The sequence below is a fragment of the Candidatus Babeliales bacterium genome, assembly GCA_035455925.1.
In the GTDB taxonomy this organism is placed as follows: domain Bacteria; phylum Babelota; class Babeliae; order Babelales; family Vermiphilaceae; genus SOIL31.
Window position 1 is genome coordinate 133,598 of record DATIEE010000006.1, and the last position, 16,088, is coordinate 149,685.

At 30.7% G+C, this 16,088-nt stretch carries 13 protein-coding genes; 10 read left to right on the forward strand and 3 right to left on the reverse strand.

Translation table 11 applies throughout. The features are described 5' to 3' along the window. The first annotated feature begins 46 nt into the window (after positions 1-46). The 3 genes from rny to VLB80_01345 all read left to right on the forward strand — a co-directional run bounded on the left by rny (position 47) and on the right by VLB80_01345 (position 4,658). On the forward strand, positions 47-1,606 hold the full coding sequence (rny, locus tag VLB80_01335) for a ribonuclease Y (protein HSC24844.1): 1,560 nt from the start codon (positions 47-49) through the stop codon (positions 1,604-1,606). A gap of 2 nt (positions 1,607-1,608) precedes the next feature. Further along, positions 1,609-2,430: a TIGR00282 family metallophosphoesterase gene (locus VLB80_01340; GenBank protein ID HSC24845.1), complete on the forward strand. Its 822-nt coding sequence runs from the start codon at positions 1,609-1,611 to the stop codon at positions 2,428-2,430. Between the two features lie 95 nt (positions 2,431-2,525). Beyond that, positions 2,526-4,658, forward strand: a complete 2,133-nt coding sequence (locus VLB80_01345) for an F-box protein (GenBank protein ID HSC24846.1) — start codon at positions 2,526-2,528, stop codon at positions 4,656-4,658. 26 nt (positions 4,659-4,684) lie between these two features. Here the strand turns inward: VLB80_01345 and VLB80_01350 are convergent, their stop codons facing one another. Continuing rightward, a complete protein-coding gene (locus VLB80_01350; GenBank protein ID HSC24847.1) occupies positions 4,685-6,853 on the reverse strand; it encodes a hypothetical protein in 2,169 nt (722 codons plus the stop codon). A gap of 202 nt (positions 6,854-7,055) precedes the next feature. Between VLB80_01350 and VLB80_01355 the strand changes: the two genes are divergently transcribed. Next, complete coding sequence (locus VLB80_01355; protein ID HSC24848.1) at positions 7,056-8,009, forward strand: EamA family transporter; 954 nt, start codon at positions 7,056-7,058, stop codon at positions 8,007-8,009. Between the two features lie 43 nt (positions 8,010-8,052). After that, positions 8,053-8,529: an FKBP-type peptidyl-prolyl cis-trans isomerase gene (locus VLB80_01360; GenBank protein ID HSC24849.1), complete on the forward strand. Its 477-nt coding sequence runs from the start codon at positions 8,053-8,055 to the stop codon at positions 8,527-8,529. Positions 8,530-8,622: 93 nt separating this feature from the next. Here the strand turns inward: VLB80_01360 and VLB80_01365 are convergent, their stop codons facing one another. Both VLB80_01365 and VLB80_01370 read right to left on the reverse strand, forming a co-directional pair. Next, on the reverse strand, positions 8,623-9,312 hold the full coding sequence (locus tag VLB80_01365) for a hypothetical protein (GenBank protein HSC24850.1): 690 nt from the start codon (positions 9,310-9,312) through the stop codon (positions 8,623-8,625). A gap of 160 nt (positions 9,313-9,472) precedes the next feature. Further along, positions 9,473-10,342 carry a hypothetical protein gene (locus VLB80_01370; protein HSC24851.1) on the reverse strand — a complete coding sequence of 290 codons (870 nt, stop codon included), beginning with the start codon at positions 10,340-10,342 and terminating at the stop codon, positions 9,473-9,475. A gap of 112 nt (positions 10,343-10,454) precedes the next feature. Here VLB80_01370 and proS point away from each other — a divergent pair, with 112 nt between their 5' ends. The 5 genes from proS to VLB80_01395 all read left to right on the forward strand — a co-directional run. Then, positions 10,455-11,876 (forward strand): proline--tRNA ligase, encoded by a 1,422-nt coding sequence (gene proS / locus VLB80_01375; GenBank protein ID HSC24852.1) that lies wholly within the window; start codon positions 10,455-10,457, stop codon positions 11,874-11,876. Between the two features lie 22 nt (positions 11,877-11,898). Next, positions 11,899-12,804 (forward strand): site-specific tyrosine recombinase/integron integrase, encoded by a 906-nt coding sequence (gene xerA / locus VLB80_01380; GenBank protein ID HSC24853.1) that lies wholly within the window; start codon positions 11,899-11,901, stop codon positions 12,802-12,804. A 79-nt stretch (positions 12,805-12,883) separates the two neighbouring features. Continuing rightward, complete coding sequence (dnaN, locus tag VLB80_01385; protein ID HSC24854.1) at positions 12,884-14,017, forward strand: DNA polymerase III subunit beta; 1,134 nt, start codon at positions 12,884-12,886, stop codon at positions 14,015-14,017. Next, positions 14,017-15,126, forward strand: coding sequence for a DNA replication and repair protein RecF (gene recF / locus VLB80_01390; GenBank protein ID HSC24855.1), 1,110 nt, complete (start codon positions 14,017-14,019; stop codon positions 15,124-15,126). The genes dnaN and recF overlap by 1 nt, the downstream gene beginning before the upstream one ends. Before the next feature lie 507 nt (positions 15,127-15,633). After that, positions 15,634-16,088 (forward strand): hypothetical protein (locus VLB80_01395; protein HSC24856.1); only part of this gene is annotated, 455 nt, incomplete at its 3' end.

The following is a 16,088-nucleotide window of genomic DNA, read 5'->3' on the forward strand; positions in this document are numbered from 1 at the left end:
TCAATTAGATTACAGGTTAATACCTGTTTACTATTTAGGAATACCCATGATAGATATATCTATTTTTTTTATAGGCATGAATGCCATTATTTTTGTTGCTGCAGTAATATTTTTATTTTTTGCATATAAAAAATTTACAACAGCGTCTCTTTTTCTTAGCGATTCTAAAGATCAATTAAAAAATACAAAGCGTGATATTGATGCGGAAAAACAAGCATCTTTAATTAAAATTAAAGATGAAATGTATCATAAAAGAAAAGAGTTTGAATTAGAGCTTAAACGTGAACGTATTGAATTAGATCGTTTACAAACAAAATTAAGCGTCAAATCCGAACATTTGGAAAAGAGAGAAGTTCAATTAGACGACTTGCGGATCGAGTTACAACAAAAAGAACGTAATCTATCACGACTTGAAGATGTCGCACGTATTAATGATGCTAAAGTAAAGACTCTTTATGGAGATTTAATAACAAAGTTAGAACATGTTAGCGGTATGTCAAAAGATGATGCAAAAGGCGCATTATTTGCAACAATTGATTCTGAAGTACGTCTTTCTAGTCAAAAATTTGTACAAAAAATTGAAGAGGAAGCTCGTCAAACTGCCAAAGAAAAAGCTACTAATATTATCGTAAGCGCTATGCAGCGCTATACTGCAGACCTTGTTGCTCCTTATTTATCAGGAATAGTCCATTTGCCAAATGAAGAAATGAAGGGAAGGATTATTGGTAAAGAAGGCAGAAATATTAAGGCATTAGAAATGGCTACAGGAATGGAATTTATTATTGGAGAGTCTCCTGATATAACAGTTTCTGGTTTTAATCCTATACGTCGTGAGGTTGCTATTCGTACATTAGAAAAGCTTATTACTGACGGCAGAATTAATCCGACACGTATTGAAGAATCTGTAGCACAGTGTGAAAAAGATATTGAAGAGATTATTCAGGAATATGGCAAAAATGCAGTACTTGAGTTTAATTTACAAGGAATTCATCCTGAAATTATCACATTAATTGGTAAATTACATTTTAGAACAAGCTATTCTCAAAATGTCTTAGTTCACTGTAAAGAAGTTGGAGTTTTTGCTCGTATGATTGCTGAAGAACTTGGTCTTGATGGTGCATTGGCATTGCGCGCGGGACTTTTACATGATATTGGCAAAGCAGTTACCGCTGAAATAGAAGGTCCTCATGCTTCAATTGGTGGTGATATTGCAAAGCGATGTGGTGAAAATGCTACTATTGTTAATGCTATTGCTGCGCATCATGAAGAAGTGCCATTTGCTTCCATCTATGCAATAATAGTCGTTATTGCCGATACTATCTCAGCATCACGCCCTGGTGCACGAAGAGAAACATTAACGGCATATATTAAACGATTAGAAAAACTTGAAGAAATTGCCGGAACTTTTGAAGGTGTAAAAAAAGCATATGCTGTTCAAGCTGGCCGTGAAATACGCGTTATTGTTGAAGAAGATAGTTTAAGTGATGAACAAGCAAATTTACTTGCACATAATCTTGCCCGCAGAATTGAACAAGAAATGACATTTCCTGGGCAAATAAAAGTTAATGTTATTCGTGAAAAACGTTCAATTGAATATGCAAGGTAATTATGAATACATTGCGCGTACTTTTTATTGGTGATGTTGTTGGTGCGGCAGGTCGCGCTGTATTTCAAAAACATGTCGATAAAATAAAAAAAACGCATAACATCAATGCAGTTATTGTGAATGGTGAAAATTGTTCCCATGGAAGGGGCATAACCATAAAAAACGTGCGATTTTTTAAGCATAATGGTGTTGATGTTATCACGAGTGGTAATCATATTTGGCGACATAAGGAGATTTATCCTTATCTTGAAGAACATAGTGATTTATTACGTCCTGCAAATTTTCCTGCTATTACCCCCGGTGTTGGTGTAACAACATTTATGGTGGAAGGCCATAAAATTGGTATTGTGAATTTGCAAGGCCGGGTGTTTATGAAAGAACTTATTGACTGTCCTTTTGTTAAGGCTGATGCTATTGTGCATCAGCTGCAGGAAAAAACTAATATTATTTTTATTGATTTTCACGCAGAAGCAACATCAGAAAAAATGGCTCTGTCATTTTTTCTTGATGGTCGCGTAAGCGGTATTGTTGGTACTCATACTCATGTACAAACTGCCGATGAACGAATTCTACCAGGCGGCACAGCACATATCACTGATTTGGGAATGACAGGATCCTTCAATTCTATGCTTGGTATGAAGAAAGAGCCAATTATTCATAATTTTCTTTCTGCTCTTCCGGTAAGATTTACACCAGATACATCAGTACCAATTGTTATGAGTGGTGCGTGGATAGAAGTTGATACGCAAACGGGTAAAGCTCTTAAGATTCAGCGGGTAATGATTCTTGATAATGAATTGCATGTTGGCAATGAAGATGAATAATTAATCGATTTAATAAGATTTATAAATTTTGACAAAAATACTGCAATAGAATATTATTAAATTAATATTCTATTTTTTTTACGGGTTTATAAAAAATGAAATCTACATGGTTTTTTTTAACTATATTTTTATCTACGCCATTGATTGGAATGAAATCAATATCTTCTATTGATGAAATATTGAATGTTATTTTTAGTTATTTAGATTATAAATCAAGGCATTGCCTACGTTTAACTAACAAAAAATATTATAATTTTTGTGAGAAAAATGAGGCTATTCTAACTTTAGATACTAATCATTTTATTGATCATCTGTTTTTATATAAAGATAATCAAGAAGACTTTAATTTTTTGATTAATAATGCAACATCAGATAACAAAAAAATCGTTGGAATTTATACTAAATATACTGATATTACCCTATGGGGAGATTCAAACAATAATCTTTTTGATTTATGGCGCACAAAAACAAAGGTAGATAATAGATTTAAATTAAAAGAAGATACTAAAAATAGCGTAAAATTTTATTTTCCTTATACCAAAGTCCGTGCTTATATAGATTCATTATCAAAAGATAAAACTAATACTCAAGCAATATTTGAAGAAATAGAAGAGCAAATATGTAAGTTCTTTATAACAACTGGCCTTAAAGAATATGAAAAAAATATTCTTCAAAATTTTAATAGTCAAAAAAAGAATATAAAAAAAAACTATTTACAAAAAGCCCTTGAACAATCTTGTTTTCCTGCTATTGTTTTATTACTCCATAAAATGAAGCATTCAGACGACTATTGGGATCTAGCGAATAATAATGAGTCACGCAGGTTATTAATTAAAGCTGGGTATTATTTTAAATATAAAAAAATAGGATATTCTTATCTTTTAGAATCTGCTATTAAAGCAAAAAAAATAGATCCAGCTAAATCATTAATTTCAATTTTGGTTGAATCAGATAACAGAGAATGTATGGACGTATATGATCAAAATAAAAAAAATCCAATCACACTTGCATTAGAGGCAGGTACAGATGAAATACTAGAAAAACTTATTGCAGTAGGGGCAGAATTAAGTGTTCCTCGATATAATTTAGATAGTTTTGCTACAGAAAGCAATATACAAAAGCTGATTGAATGTGGTTGCGATGTAAACAAATCAATTTATTGCAAAAACAACATGGATGAACGTTATCCTCCTGTAACAAGCTTTTTACGTGAAACCGTGAAAGAAAACAATACAGAGTTAGTGAAATTATTATTACAAGAAGGTGCAAAAATAGATTGTGAAGTAATTATGGCTAGTTTGAATAATCCTGCAATACTCGACATATTATTAGAACAAAAACCTCAACTGGATTTTGAAAAAGAGATTTTTTCTTCGCAAAGATCAACAGGTGATATAACAAATGCTCCTGAAGAATCAATAATGAAGTTAATCAAAAATGGTTACTTTGAAAATTGTAATTTAGAAAAAATATTAAATGCGGCAACAAAAAGTGATAAATCTAAAGTAGTGCGTTGGATATTATCTCAAGATAATTATCCTTTGATTGAATCAGTCGATTTATATAATTCGATAGTAAACAATCATAGTGGTATAGTAAAAATAATTCTTACAGCTGATTCTAAAAAATGTAATCATAAACTATTAAATACTAAAGTATTAGAAGGCGCTCATGATTTTATGGCAATTACTTGTGTTAATCAAGAAAACACAGAAATGTTAAATATTTTATTTAATGCTGGAACAAATATTTTAGATCGTGATCGCATTAATCATTATGATGAAAAAAATAATCATTTTCCTTATTATTACCTTGTAAAGCATAGTGATGAAAATGCGGTTATTAGATCTCTTAAAATGAATAAAAAAATAAATAAGAAAAGACATGAAGAATATACATCTTTATTTTACTCAGCGTTATATAATAAAAAAATTGAATTAACTAAATTTTTATTGTTTCCTGTAGTATCTAATGTTGTTGATTCTAATGAAGTAAAAAAGTACGATCGTCATAATATTTTACCCAATATCTTGAAAGAAATATTAAAAAAACCGTCTAAAGTTTTCCCCCCAGTTCTTTTAGGAGGCGATCGTAATAAATCAAAAAGCATTAATGTTGATCTACAGCCAAATTACGATCAGATAATGAGTAAAAATTATACGGATACTGTTAATTGCACGTATGGACAGTTTATACAACACGAAACGAATGCATTCTTGCATAGGTAACAAAAAAAATATCCTATAATCAATTGTTATTCTAATATTTTGTTAATCTTATTATTAAACTGATCCATATTTTGATGAATATTTAATTGGGGTTCATTAGTTTTTTGTTGATCTAAAAGAGCTAAGGTAAACTTTTGTTTTAACTTTTGTAATATATTGTGCTGATTTTTTGATGGAATAATTGTTGCGAGGTTAAGTAATGATTGTGATTTGTTAAGTGCTTCATGTGTGTATTTTTTGTTATCTTCTTTTGTTGCATACTTATTTTGTCCTATTTGCGCGAGAAAGTCTTTCCATTGATTTTTTTCATTTTTATATGTTGTAACTACATTTATTGCGTCTTGTTTTTTACGCTCCGCGTCTCTTTTTATCTTTTCTAGTTCACGAATTTCTTGTTCTTTTTGTTCTTTCCGTTGTTGTCTTTCATTTTTTCTATCAATTTTACGCTGCTCAATATTCTGTTCTTCTTTTTTTTTTGCCAATATTGCCAGTTCTCTTTCTTCAAATGGTTTTTTTATTGCAGTAATAATTAGTGCGCGCTGAGCGGAATCTACTATGTTAGATGCTTGTAGGGCATTGTTTATAATATCGCAAGCTTCTTTAATAGGAATAATAGAATAAGTAGTAATGAGAGTTTTTAAGGTGTTTTGTATAGCATATATCCATGTAATTTGAGGTTCTGCAGCCGCTACATTCCAAACTTTTTCAAGGGTAATTGTTAATAACATGTTTTGCAATTTTAGCCACGCATCTTTTATTGCTTGCTGATCCTTTTGATTTTGTTGTGTATTGGCCATAGTATTGATAAGTTGATTTTGTTTGTCTAATAATAACTGAGCTTGCTGCTGGGTATTATTTTGTCCATACCACCATCCGCTGACTGTTTCTGCCATAGTTGCTAAAATCCCTTTTGTTGCTTGAGATTTTTGTGTAGCAGTTATTTCTTGCATGTTTTTAGCTAATTCTTCACGTGCTTTTTTTAATTCAGCCTTTAAGGCAATAGTTTTTGCCCGCTCTTCAGCTTCTTTTTGTGTAAATTTTTGTTCTAATTTAGTTTGAAACTCTTGTAACGTATGTTGTTCTATTCGACCTTTTTGCTGAGCCTGTGTAAGAGCTGCTTGTAAAAGCATTTCTTTTTGTTTGGTTTTTTCCGCTTCTTTTTCTCGTTCTATTTCCGCTTGCGCTTCTCGAGCAGCTAATTCATCACTTTTCTTTTGTAATTCTTGTTGGGTTGCCAGCAATTCTTGTTGTGTTTTTGTAAACTGTCGATCATATGCTTGTTGGCTTTCACTTTCAAATAGTCTATTGTCCTGTTGGTTGTTAAAAACTTGTTCACCAGCAAAAGTTCTTTGCAATTTTTCCATTGCGTCGTTTATGTTAACAGGATATAATTTTTTTTGTAAACCTCTTACCTTTAAAGCATAATCAAATTTTTCTTGACCTTCTTTGCTGTAAGATGAAGGTAATTTTTCTGCTAATTCATATATTTTTTTTAATAATTTATTTGTTGTCTCTTCGTCTGTTCCTTCACGTGCAAATTTATCAAGCAAATCCAACCATTCTTGTTTAAGGTTTTCAAATGATTGCTCAGATGTTGGTATTTCATTATTTTCTATTTTTAGTTCTGTATCAACCGCTTCCTTAGAATTTGCCATAGTTGGGTCAATTAACGGTTCTTGTTGTGTTTCTTCTGGAATAATTACTTCCGATATTGGTTGTTCAGAAATAATTTCTTCTTTTTCTTCAGTTGCTATGGTAGGTACTACTTTTGCATTAATTGTATCGTTAAATTCTTTAATAAGGTCAACAGTATTAAGAGTAAATTTTCCATCTTCTTGTTTTATTTTAGCATTAATGGCATTTAAAAAATCTAATTTAATTGTTTCAGCGCTACTTTTATCTTTATTAATAAGATCTTGCGCAAATATAAAAGCATTTTCTTTCCAATCATTGGTAGGAATATTATTTGCCGTATCCCAATATTCGCCTTGAATTTTTGTCAAAGCAGATACATGATCATTCCATTTTTGTAATTCTGTTTTTTTTTCATCATTACTATCCTGTTCTGTTGTATTTTCTGTTGAAGCAAATTCTTCCAAAACAGGCTGTTGTTGTTCTGTCACAATATCTTGTCCAACGATAATATATATATTTAGTACGATAGTCGTTATAAAAATAGTTTTTAAATAATTCATATCGTTCTCTCTCACTAGGTTTTTTTAATACAGATATACATAATCATACTTACTATCTCAAAATGTATTAAAAAAAAGCAACAAATTTAAAAATTTATAATTTTTGACAAATGATAAAAAATATGTGATTATTTTTTTATCTTTCCAATCCTTAATCAATATGTATATGTTTAACTTTTGATAATAGTCTAAAAATAAAAATATGATTTTAGTTGTTTTTCTTTACTTGCTCTTTGCAAGTACGTTTACTTTAGGTAAAGCTGCATTAGCATATGTATCGCCATTTTTATTTATTGGAATACGTATGTTGCTTGGCGGAAGCCTACTTCTTGTATATTATTGGTTTTTTACACAACAAAAAAAATCCATCAAAGCAGATGATTATTTGTCATTTCTTCATATTATTATATTTCATATTTTTTGTGCTTATACTTTTGAATTTTGGGCCTTAAAATATGTTACATCATCAAAAGCATGCTTACTGTATAACTTGTCTCCATTCATTACAGCACTTTTCTATTATTTTTTATGCAATGAAAAAATAACACTTCGTCAAGTTTATGGATTAATTATAGGATTTTTAGGATTCATTCCTATTTTAATTGCGCAAAGCTCATTAGAAAAAATAGGACTACACATAGGATTTTTATCAATCTATGAAGTAGCATTGATCGCATCCGTGACTTCAAGTGCTTATGGTTGGCTAATTGTTAAAAATCTTATTAATCGTCAATATCCACTTATTTTAATTAATGGTATTAGCATGTTGGGTGGAGGGTTTTTGGCATTAATTTTTTCTTTTATTTCTGAAGGAATCCCCCATATACATGAAGTTCCCGTTACAATACCACAATTGGTTGATTTGTTTGGCTTAAAAGGAGAACGGTTAATCATGCTCAGTGGATATTGTGGCTTATTAGTTATTATTGCAAACATCATAGGTTACAATCTGTATGGTTATTTATTATCTCGTTATTCCCCAACATTTTTATCATTTGCAGGTTTTATGACCCCTTTGTTTGCAGCATTACTGGGATGGATTTTTCTTAATGAGCACGTAACGTGGCATTTTTTTATCACCATGATAATGGTAATTATTGGTCTTTATTTATTTCATGATAAAAAAGAAATTGAGTTTGAAGAAAAAGGGTTGTAATGTAATAATAAATTTATATACTAAATATTTTAAAGGATGTTATATGAAGCGATTAATAATAATAAATACAATGATCATTGCAGCTACTTGTCTATTAGTAAGCTGTCGCAATCAAAATGATTCACACAATACTAATACATGTATAAAATCGAAAAACAATCATATGGTACGTACAGTAACTTCTTCAGGTTTAGAATATGAAACTTTACACGTTGGGTCAGGCGAAAGTCCAAGTATCGGCAAAATGGTAACCGTTCATTATACTGGTTGGCTTAATAATAACGGTGTTCCATCTACAAAATTTGATAGTAGCGTTGATCGAGGAAAACCATTTAGTTTTACTATTGGTGTTGGGCAGGTTATTAAAGGATGGGATGAAGGTGTTATGACTATGAAAGTCGGTGAAAAACGCCGTCTTTTTATTCCATCGAATTTAGGTTATGGATCTCGGGGAGCAGGGTCAGTTATTCCAGCCAATGCAAATCTTATTTTTGATGTTGAATTAATTAGCATTACATAAAAAAAACCCGCACTCTTAATTTTATATTTCGTAAAAAATAGACCTTATATATTATGAAAAGCCTATTTTTTACGAAATAGTATAAAGCAATGATTATTCAGACATTTTTGCTATTGCAGTTTTTTTTACCGCCATTCTGCGTTTAGAGGTAGTTTTTTTTGCAACATTTTCTGCTCCAGAATGAACAGTATGATCTGCGTTAGGGATATGATGAACCACTTTTTTTACAGCAGGTTTACGCTTTACCGTAGTTCTTTTTGCAACAGGTTTACGTTTTGCCACAGTTGATTTCGCTGCAGGTTTACGTTTCGCTGTAGCTCTTTTAACAGCAGGCTTGCGCTTTACGGTGGTTTTTTTTGCAGCAGGTTTACGTTTTGCTACGGTTGATTTCGCTGCAGGTTTGCGTTTTGCTGTAGCTTTTTTAACAGCAGGCTTGCGTTTCGCTGTTGTCATTTTTGCAGCAGGTTTACGTTTTGCTACAGTTGATTTCGCTGCTGGTTTGCGTTTTGTTGCAACTTTTTTACTAGATTTACTTTTTGCAGTAGAAGTGCTTTTTGCGCCACTGCGCTTTCTTAAGCTGCCAGAAGTTTCATTACTAGTGGATAAACTACGACTTTGTGTGCGTTTTTTAGTTTTACGGGGCTTATTGGCAAGGGTATTTTTTGCAAATGATTTAAGGGTTGCAGCAACTTTTTCTATCATGGACTTATTATGTCTTGCTGATTTGTGATGCTTAGCAGTTCTTTTTTTTCCTGCCAAGCTTTTTGTTTTTTTGACTACCATCGGGACTCCTTCTTTTGGCTTATTTTAAAAACTTTATACTTACTTCAATTTCAATTGTACAAAAAATTATTTTATTAAATCAACAGAATGAATAAATATTTCTTAATTTTAAACTTTCATTATTTTTTTTTAATAAATTGCAATTGAAAAAAATAAGAATTTAATTGAATTGTGGTTGACAGAGAGAAAGAAGAATTTCACCATTAGCAGCGCTTAACGAACAATGTGGCAAATTGTATTTTTTATAAAACGCATTAACAACCCATTGATATTTCTCACCGTCTGAGTCTTGTAAAATTTTAGCATGCTTACCATAATCAGTGATAAAAATATAAGCATGTTTATGCCCAGATTCAACTAATTTTTTATATACATTAATAGAACTTTCCACTGGAACAAGATTATCTTCTTTTGAACAAACAATTAAAATTGGAATATTTTTTGAAATATTTTCAATGCAATTTTTAGGACTATAACCATAACGAGTATATTTTTTAAAAATACACTCTGCAATAGTTTCACCGTAGGACAGTGGTAACCAACATAAGTTTTTTCTTTGCATCGTATATTCAATAACTTCACTCATAGAGTTATAAGGCGATTCAAGTAATAGCGCTTTAACGTTATCTAGCTGATATAACCCTGAGAAAATTAATGCATTGGAAGCGCCTCGTGATATTCCAAATAAAATAATTTCATCATTACCATAGTGTGATAGTGTTTTTTGATATGCTTTATTGAGACAACTAATTTCATTTTTTTGACCAAAACTTGTTTCATTATAATTAACTCGGTAAAATTTAGTGGTAGCATCAGGATAATTAAATGATGCAGTTGGAGTAGTGATTAGATATCGATTGTTATAATATTTTTCATCATTTTTTATATATGTTTTAGTATATTTATAAATCTGTTTTCCTGTATCAGCTATTCCATGAGAAAATAGTGTAATAGCTCTTGATAAGGAGAATGTATGTACAAAAAAACAAATTGTCATAATCACCAAAAAAGTGTTATTTTTACAATTCATGCAATCTTTCCTTATAAAGCTTATTTCTATGATAGATTTTGTATTTTTTCCCCTATATAATATATATTATACCCTAAATTAAACTATAATTACAGTACTAAGTGAGATTTTTATGAAAAAATTACCTGATATAATGCACGATTTTTCTGGTTGGTATAATGAGGTTATTTATGATGCAGAATTAGTTGATCATGCGCCAGTAAAAGGATGTATGGTAATACGACCTTATGGTTATGCTATATGGGAGCGCATACAAGCTATATTAGATGAAAGAATTAAATCCACTGGACACCAAAATGCCTCTTTTCCTCTACTTATTCCAGAATCATTTTTGAAAAAAGAGGCTCAACATATTGCTGGTTTTTCTCCTGAATTAGCAGTAGTAACTCATGCGGGAGGTAAAGCGCTTGAAGAACCGCTCGTCATACGTCCAACATCAGAAACTATTATTCACTATATGTTTGCACGTTGGATACGTTCATGGCGCGATTTACCACTTAAAATTAATCAATGGGCTAATGTTGTACGCTGGGAAATGCGTACACGACCTTTTTTGCGTACAACTGAATTTTTTTGGCAAGAAGGTCATACAGCACACGAAACACATGATGAAGCTGATCAAGAAGTACAAATGATGCTTCATGAATACGTAAAACTTGCTCAAAATTATTTAGCTATTCCTGTATTTACTGGATCGAAAACTGAATATGAAAAATTTCCTGGCGCTGAAAAGACAATGACATTTGAAGCTTTTATGCCTGATGGTAAAGCATTGCAAATGGGAACTTCGCATTTGCTATCTCAATCTTTTGCGCATGCGTTTGATATGCAATTTCAAGATCGTCAGGAAAAGCAGTCATACCCTTATTTAACAAGCTGGGGAACTACCACTCGTCTTATCGGTGCCCTTGTAATGGCTCATGGTGACCAAAAAGGACTTGTGCTGCCGCCTAAAATAGCGCCAATTCAAGTAGTAATTATTCCTATTTTTAAATCAGGCTCTGACAACTCACCTATTATAAATACCGCAATGATGCTTGCAGAAAGTCTTAAATTAGCTCATCTTCGTGTGCACATTGATGATGAAGAAGATAAAACGCCTGGCTCAAAGTTTTTTAAATGGGAACTTAAAGGTGTTCCCGTACGAATTGAAATTGGACCAAAAGATATAGAAAAAGAACAAGTAGTTGTTGTTGATCGTGTTAGTTTTGATAAACAATGTCTTCCAATGTTAGGATTAGTTGATAAAATACAACAGTTATTAGAAAATATTCAAACAACACTTTTTAATAATGCTCAAAATCGTGTTAACGCTATGAAGCATAGTCATAATATACTTATTGAATTTGGTCCATTATTAGAAAAAGAAGGTACTTTTTATCAAACCAGTTGGTGTGGTAATGGAGAATGTGAAGCAGAGTTGAAACATTATAAAGCAAGTATCCGGTGTATTGTTGAAGGACATACATTTAAAACATGTTTTCATTGTAAGCAAATAAGTAAGCATGATGTATTGGTCGCTCGTTCATATTAATTTTCTATGATAAAGGCTTGATATGGATGTGAAACTAATACAAATAAAATTTGAATCGTATCTTTTGGTAGAACGGTGTGTTGCCAGTAATACATTTCTTTCATATAAGCGAGACCTGGATCAATTTTTTGAGTATGTTCATAAAAAAAAGATTTTTTTTGAAGCTATTACTGGCGATGAATTAAAACAATTTATTTATTACTTATATGAACTTAAATTGTCTGCACGAAGTATTGGCCGTAAAATATCAACACTCAAAACATTTTTTAGCTATGTTAGCAGTAATTTTGATATTAAAAATCATACAAAAGAACTCCATATGCCAAAAATTGAAAAAAAATTACCTATTTGCCTTACACAGGATGAAGTTGCTAATGTACTTACGCATTCCAAAATAGATCAATCATCATTGGCAATTCGTAATTCTATTATGTTGCATATATTGTATGGTTCTGGAATACGTGTTAGCGAACTTATTAATATAAAAATTTCTGATATTGACCTTGATACATGTATTCTCTCTGTTAGAGGAAAAGGTGGAAAGGAACGTATGATTCCTTTACCGCAATCCGTTATAGATGTATTATCTAATTATTTGAAAGAACAACAAGTCCATGTAATTTCTCCTTTACTGAAGGATTCTATTTATTTATTTCCTATAGTATATGGAAAAAAAATAAAGCCTATCTCACGACAATCTTGTTGGGGTATTTTGAAAAAATTATGTAAGAACGCAGGTATTAAACGCACTATATCGCCTCATCATTTACGTCATTCTTTTGCAACGCATATGTTAGAAAATGGTATAGATTTACGTTCACTACAAGTTTTGCTTGGGCATGAAGAAGTTACCACGGTTGAGGTATATACTCATGTTGAAATCTCACAATTAAGAAAAATATATGATAAAAAGCATCCTCGATCATAAAAAATTATGACAAGAATAGCTTTTTATTTTTAATATGTAAGTTATACTAAAAAAATGTTTGTTTCCATAAGGATTATTAATGAAAAATACATTTATTGTAGAACAAAAACCATTATTGTCTATTTTATCTTCAATGCAACCTATTTGTACAAAACGTACAACTCTTGATGCAACTACAACAATTTTATTCCATGTAGGGCATAAAGAATTAGTTTTAAAAAGTACTGATTTAGAAATTAGTTTGCAAGCGAGTTATTTACTTAAAGAATGTGACATAGATGAGCCACGTTTATTTCTAGTTTCAGGTCGTCGTCTTTTTGATTTAGTAAAGGAATTGGAAGGTGATATTACATTCATTTTAGATGATACATCGCTTTTAGTAAAAGCGGGACTTGTCAATGTAGTATTAAATATACAAAATGCTCAAAATTTTCCACCATTTCCTGAACGTATTGAGAATTTAATGCAATTAAGTGCATCATTTTTACTTGAATTGCTTAATAAAGTTTCCTTTCTAATTCCGCAAAACAATGCAAATTCTTCATTAAATGGATTATTTTTAGAAATATCTGAATCAGAATTAAAAATGACTGCTAGCGATGGTCATTGTCTTGCGCAGGTGCAAACATCTGTCTACACATTGGAAGATCCACATCAGTGGCTATTGCCCCGTCGAGCGATATTTGAAGTGAAAAAAATTTTAGAAAGCAGTAGCGATACAACTGTTTTTCTTGGTTTATGTGGAAATCAGCTTGTATTTTCTGGTGAATCTTTTAATTTCTTTTCTAAACTTCTTGTTAATGTTTTTCCTGCTTATGAAACAATTTTGAATAAGAAAGACTTTATTCCTGCACGTGTTGAACGGTCTCATTTTATCAAAACACTTCGTCGTTCATCATGCCTTCTTTCTGGACAATTCATTGCAACAAATTTCGCATTTGGGTCAGAAAAACTTAAGGTATCATTACATAATAAAGAAGTTGGCACATTAGAAGAAGAAGTTCCTTTATTTGATTTTACAGGAGCTGAATGTGACATTCGCTTTTATGCACCATATTTACTTAATGGATTACAAGTTTTTCCTGATGAGCAAATACAGTTTTATTTGCAAGGTAAATCTAAACCTATTATTTTTGATGCCTATAATAAAAGTGAAGGAAATGAATATGCTATGTTCTATCTTGTCATGCCGGTAGCTCAAGCACAAGAATAATGGAAATAAATAAATTACAGTTAGCGAGTATTTATTTAAAAAATTTTCGTTGTTTTGAACAAACTACCATTGATCTTGATAGCCATATTGTATTAATTTGTGGTTTAAATGGGACAGGTAAGACTTCTCTTCTTGAAGCATTATACTATGGATGTTATCTACGTTCATTCAGAACTCATCTTTCACGGGATTTAATTGCTTTAGGGAAAGAATCATTTTTTATAAAATTTTTAATTCATGACTATTCATCGTCAGAAAATTTTATCGACCATACTATTCAGATAGGGTTTACAGATAACAAACGTCTTGTTAAAATCGATAATAAACCAACCGTATCATATAAAGATCTTCTAACTTATTATCGCATAGTTAGTCTTACTGAAGATGACCTTAAATTAGTACAAGACGGCCCTGAAGAGCGGAGGTCTTTTTTAGATCAAGCATTATTGCTCAAAGATACATCATTTATAAATATGATGCGTGAATATCGTATTGTCTTAGAAAATCGTAATGCATTATTATGTAAAGATAAATTTGATCAAGAAATGTATTTTCTCTGGACTAAAAAATTATGGGAATATACATCAAGAATACAAAAAGTAAGAAAACAACTTTTATTAGAATTAGAAACAGAAGTTAATATAATGCTTCATCGCCATGTTGATGAACATGTATCCATTTCATTTGTATATCAAGCAAAAAAGAATAGCGATAACGCATTTGATATATTTTGGAATAATAATATTTCTTCAGGTATCATGCGCTCTGAACTACATCTAAAAAGAACTCTTTTTGGTGCCCATATTGATGATTTTACTATTATGTTACAAGGTAAACAGTCTCGAGCTCATTCTTCTAGGGGGCAACAGAAAATGATTGTTCTATTAATAAAAATAGCTCAAATAAAACAATTATCTAAGGCAAATGGTCCAATAATATTTCTTTTAGATGATTTTATGACTGATTTTGATATTGAACGCGGCAAAGCTTTACTTTCAGCCCTTTTTGAGCTTAATTGTCAGTTAATTTTTACCTCTCCTCGACGAGACAGTGCGCTAGAGAGCGCATTAATTGCTTCGCAATACAACTATAAAATAATTTCTATTTAAGTTTTTTAAAATAATTAAGGTGTTTAATTTACTATTTTTTTGACTTTATAACGTTCTTCATATATATTAATTGATAATAAATGGCCGTTTGTTTTGTAGAAATCAATATAAATTTATTCAAATAACTTTGACTTTTCTAAAATAACGGTTATTCTTAGTATTAACAATTGCTACAAGAATAAACAAAAATTAACCTAGGCTTCATTACTACTCTCCTTTTTTCCATCGCATTGATTTTATTATCAATGCGATGGTTTTTTTATAAATATAAAGGGCTAGATTCATATAAAAATCATATTAAAAATTTTATTATTGCTCCAAACGAAAAAACCTAATGTGGGAAAATTTTAGCGTTAAGTAATTTTATAAAAATAATTAAAAAGATTTTTAATAAAGAAACAATTCAGTCAATACTAAAAAATTTACTACGCAATCAAAAACGATTATTAATAGAATAGTTTGTGATTTCTTTTTTTTACTGTTATTTTTCTTAAAAAAGGAAAACTTATGAAATTGTTGTATTTATATTTTATTATTTTATCTAATCTTTTTACATTTTCTTTTTATGCTACTCATAATGACTATTTTCCTCAAAATATACATAAATTTCTTCTAACTGTTGTTATTATGGTTAAAAATGAAGTTGATGTTATTATTCCAACATTACAGCCATTTATAGATGCCGGTATTACAAGTTTCTTAGTGTATGATACGGGATCGACAGATGGCACACAAAATAAAATTAAAAACCACTTTCAAGAACATTGCCTTAATCATACATATATTATTGAAGAACCTTTTGTTGATTTTTCTACATCGCGCAATAGGGCACTGGAATTAGCGGAACACATTTTTGTTAATAATACTTTTTTACTCATGCTTGACGCTGAATGGTATATTCATAATGTGGATGAATTACTACAATTTTGTTTAAGAAATAAAAATTATATTCCAAAAAATTG